This window comes from Micromonospora qiuiae (genome assembly GCF_016863555.1).
Taxonomy (GTDB): Bacteria; Actinomycetota; Actinomycetes; order Mycobacteriales; family Micromonosporaceae; genus Micromonospora; species Micromonospora qiuiae.
The window spans coordinates 1-4,153 of sequence record NZ_BOPC01000154.1 but is presented as its reverse complement, the minus strand read 5'-3'; the positions used below and the strand labels follow the sequence as shown (position 1 = coordinate 4,153).

Annotated in this window: 5 protein-coding genes; all 5 read right to left on the bottom strand. The window is 64.2% G+C overall.

The window, feature by feature from the left end; translation table 11 throughout:
* Positions 1-380 precede the first annotated feature (380 nt).
* Positions 381-1,019 carry an L-threonylcarbamoyladenylate synthase gene (locus tag Vqi01_RS30000; protein WP_204038498.1) on the bottom strand — a complete coding sequence of 213 codons (639 nt, stop codon included), beginning with the start codon at positions 1,017-1,019 and terminating at the stop codon, positions 381-383.
* Between the two features lie 180 nt (positions 1,020-1,199).
* Complete coding sequence (locus Vqi01_RS29995; RefSeq protein ID WP_204038497.1) at positions 1,200-1,949, bottom strand: phytanoyl-CoA dioxygenase family protein; 750 nt, start codon at positions 1,947-1,949, stop codon at positions 1,200-1,202.
* Between the two features lie 23 nt (positions 1,950-1,972).
* Positions 1,973-2,731 carry a creatininase family protein gene (locus Vqi01_RS29990; RefSeq protein ID WP_204038496.1) on the bottom strand — a complete coding sequence of 253 codons (759 nt, stop codon included), beginning with the start codon at positions 2,729-2,731 and terminating at the stop codon, positions 1,973-1,975.
* Positions 2,728-3,525, bottom strand: a complete 798-nt coding sequence (locus Vqi01_RS29985) for a class I SAM-dependent methyltransferase (protein ID WP_204038495.1) — start codon at positions 3,523-3,525, stop codon at positions 2,728-2,730. The genes Vqi01_RS29990 and Vqi01_RS29985 overlap by 4 nt, the downstream gene beginning before the upstream one ends.
* A partial coding sequence (locus Vqi01_RS29980) for an HAD family hydrolase (protein WP_204038494.1) occupies positions 3,522-4,153 on the bottom strand: 632 nt, incomplete at its 5' end. The genes Vqi01_RS29985 and Vqi01_RS29980, both read right to left, overlap by 4 nt.

Here is a 4,153-nt window from a genome sequence, read left to right as displayed (position 1 = left end):
GGATGTAGACCTATGCCGGTCATTCCTGCTTCCACCAAGACGTCCCTGCCACAGCGGCTGCGGGCCAGGGCCAGGCAGAAGCGGCCGCAACTGACCGCGGTGCATGTATGCGCTACCACGGCCAGCTCGCCTAGGTCACCGGTGAGTTGACCGGCGGAGAACATCTGCCATTGATGCGACTGCGCTACAGCGGATCCGCGCACCGCTGGAGCCTCGCGACCTACCGGGCCAGCAACAACAGCTACGAAGACCAGTACTGGTTCAGTGGTACCGCCGACGACGCCCTCGACTTCGTCTGCGACGTACTCATCAGCCCCATCACCGACTGGCCGCATCCAAACCCCGGACCGTCAACCCCGAAGGACTTACGAACTGAAGCACTAAGAAACAGCCGCAATGGCTGCGTTGATGGCGCGGTGGTGGACAACTCCCGGTCTCGTGATCGTCGCCTGCGTTTCGGTGCAGTCGACGATAGTTAGGTGGTTGGCCAGTGGACTTATGCCACCGTCGATACAGTACGCGACGCTGGTTTGGGACTCCGATACAAAGCTCTCAACCTCGGCTGCTGTGATCGCTGGACCTAACGTGTTAGTCGGGTCCGAGCGGTTGGCCGTTGTGGCAGCGATAGGAACGCGGCTTTTTCGGGCAAGTTGACCGAGTGTGCCTGAGTCGAGGGTTACGAGTGCGTTGGGCACGCCGACAGATTGGTGCTGCTGGGCGTGTTCGGAGTTTCGCCAACGGAGGATCATAGCCAGATCGCCGGGCCAGAAGGCTGAGGCGAGTTGGATCGCGGCCGGTGTCATGACGAACAACTCGTCGGCTGCGACGAGCGATGGCAGTATGTAGGCCAACGACTTCGACCGTGGTCGGCTCTTGCCAGCGTAGATGCTCTCGCAGGCGTCGTGATCGCGCGCGTTGGCGCAGATCATGTACCAGCGTCGAGTTGGGACAACGACAAGCTCGCCGGCTTCGAGCGCTTCAATCGCGAGCGGGAGTTCGTCGGGGAGGATCAATTTCACGACCGCTTTCCTTCAACCCTAGGAGTGATATTCTGCTCTGCTTTTCTCGAATCTGGTGGCCCCCGAACTTGCGGTATCGGACGGGAAATTCCGTACCGTGGCCGGACGCGAACACAGGACGTTGCTGGCAGTTTCCGGCACCAGTTGATGCGCCAGTGCCGGCCATGATGTCGGGCTCGGCTATCGAACTCGCGCGGTGAGTGGCGGGAAGTCCAGCCACGGGTTGCGAAGTGCGTCGAGGCGGCGGCTGGCATGGCTCACGTGGGACACCCGGAAGTAGGCCATGATTCGCGGGATAGCGGTCACGTTGCGGCCAACGGCATGGGGGACCAAGTGGTGCATCAGCAGTACATCACCGGGCTTGCCGAGTAGCGGGGTGCCCTGCTCGATGTCGATGTGCGGGGGGACTTGGGCTGTGATGCCCAGCGACCATTGGGTCCGGAACCACTCCGCCATCCGCAGGTGTCCGCCGATCACGTAACGCAGGGCACCACCGGCCGGGTCGCTGATGTCGGAAAGCACGACACCCACGAGAAGCGAGAAGGTGCGCAGTTCCGCGGGGTCGAGGTGCGGGCAGGCGACGCCGTCCACGTGCATGGCCTTTTCGGGTTGCGCTTGTCCGAGGTCGCGTTCCGGCACGCGGATCTGGATCTGCGAGATGGTGACCGGTGCCATATCGCCAAGGAGTTCGCCTGCCAGCCCGGCCACACCGGACTGGGCAAACAGCGCAAGCAAGTCTCGGTGGTCGGCAAGGTGCGGGGCGAAGGTCCGCTGCGTGAACTCGGTGAGCCGGCTTTGATCTAAGTCGGTGCGGTACCAGTCGGTTACCAGCGCCGTCGCGCAGTCGATCAAGTGTGCCGGGACGAAGTTGCGTTTGACGATAACTCCGCTGGTGGTGAAGGTGGACAGATCGTCAGCGGTGAGGGGCATGGTCGTTTCCCATCGTTGACGGACTACAGACGTTGTAGTACCTGATCGGATGCGTCCAGGGCGCTGGTGATGATGGCTTCCCCCAGTTCGGCGGAGGCCAGCCGCGGGTCACCGCCAATGATGCCGAGGCTGGCGATGCGGTCGTCGCCCGAACTCCACGGCCACGTGGTGCCGCGGTAGAGGATGAGTCGCTGGATTTCGTCGCGGTGGGCTGAGTCGGTGGCGAACGTCTCGGGTAGGCGATTTAGGTGCACGTCGTTGGGGGCGAGGGTCAGCATGATGCTGGTTTCTTTCACGCCGGCGTGGATCTCCGGCGGTGTCGACGCCGTATGTGCTGTCGAGAGTGAGCTGGGGTGAATGATGCAGACCCGCACCTGGTGCGTGGCCTGCAGTTCGTAGCCAACTGCCTCGAGGACGCCGCGGTTGCCGCCATGGCCGTTGACGATGAGCAGCCGACGGGCTGGGGTGGCCCGCGCGTACTCGCCGACAATGGAGTTGAGCAGGGTGGTGAGTGCGCTGACGCTTAGGGAGACCGTGCCGATCGCCCAGGAATGCTCCAGGGACAGGCCATACGGCAGCGCGGGGAGGGCCCAGAGGTCGTGTTGGTTGCCGTAGCGGTCGATGAGGCGGTTGGTGAACTGCGCGGCGATGACGGTGTCGGTATGCAGGGGCAGGTGCGGGCCGTGCTGTTCATATGAGCCGATGGGCAGGCACAGGACCGATCTCTCGGTTAGCTGCGTGGCGATCTCCGGTGCCGGGAGCGATCCGTACCAACGGTTCATGCCCGTTCTCGCCGGCCGATGCGGATGAGGAATTCGTTATCCTCGGCGAAGGTGTCGGTGTCGCTGTACCGGGCAAGGGTGGCACGGACAGCGCTGTCGAACTCGCCGAGCCGGTCGCCGAACAGTTGTGGCGCCGCGAAAGAGGTGGAGTACAGGTACCCAAGGATGCTGTCGGCGGTCCAGGTCCGGTTGACGGGCACGGTGTGCTCCTCGACCTGGCCGAACGGCGACTCACGCATGATCTCGCTGTACGGGCGGTTGTGGTGCTGGAACGTGCGTTCGCCGGCGCGACGCTGCTCGCCGAGGAAATCCTGGATGACCGCGCGGATTGCGGCCTTCCAGTCGCTGGTAGCGGTCCAGAAACTGTTGTCGCCGAAGATCGCGACCGCGCCGTCCGGGCTGACCTGTGCGTCCAATCGGGTCAGAATCGCGGCCTGATCGAGCCAGTGGAAGGCCCGGCAGATCGTCACCAGATCGGCCTGCCATCCCGCCGGTGGTGTGAAGTCCTCCGCCGTAACCTCCTGCAGCCGCAGCTGAGAGTCGGCGGGTAGCTGCTGGTGGAGCGCGTCTTCGGCAGCGGCGAGCATGTCTGGATCGTTGTCGATGGCGATGATGTCATCGAAGCGACCGAGCAGAGCCTCCACCACGAGGCCGGTGCCGGTGCCTACGTCGAGCAGGCGCCGCGGTACCCCGGTAGGGACTGCGGCATCCAACACGTCGGCCACGGTCGCCGGGATGCCGGGCCGGTACTGCCGGTAGAAGCTGACGGTTCCGTGAAACAGGCCCATGATCATCTCCTTGTGGCGAGTTCGATGAGGTGCTGGCTGGCGGCGGTGAGGTCAGCGGCCACGAGCAGGCCGCCGTCGTCGAGCCGTTCGGGCTCGGGCACCGGCCGTCCGTTCGCCACCCAGATGACGGTGACCCCGGCGGTTCGGGCACCGATGACGTCACAATCCCAATCGTCGCCGATGTGTACCATATTCGCCGGGCTGCTTTGGCACGCAGTGGCCACGCAATGGAAAGCGGCTGGATCGGGTTTGGCGTAGCCGGTCCGACAGGAGGGGAAGTAGTCGATCACCCACGGGTGCAACAGGGTGCGCAGCCGACCGGTATCGGCCTCCAGACAGCTCACATTCGACAACGTGACGATGGTGGCGTGCCGACTCATAGTCCGCAGCGCCGCATCTGCCCCTGGCAGGAGCTGTGCCGGCGGCGACTCGATGGGTGCCGGGAAGGCGCTCACGGAAATCTGTAGCGCATCGCAGACCTCCGCAATGACTGCGGCATCAATCGAGGCTCGGGTGTGCAGCTGCTGGCGGATGATCGAGCGCGCGTCGGCAGGCCTGAGCGGCGAGGCCTTCGCCAAGATCGCGGCTACTGTGGGCCCTTCGAACCGGCAAAGGGTCCCCCCAACATCGATGC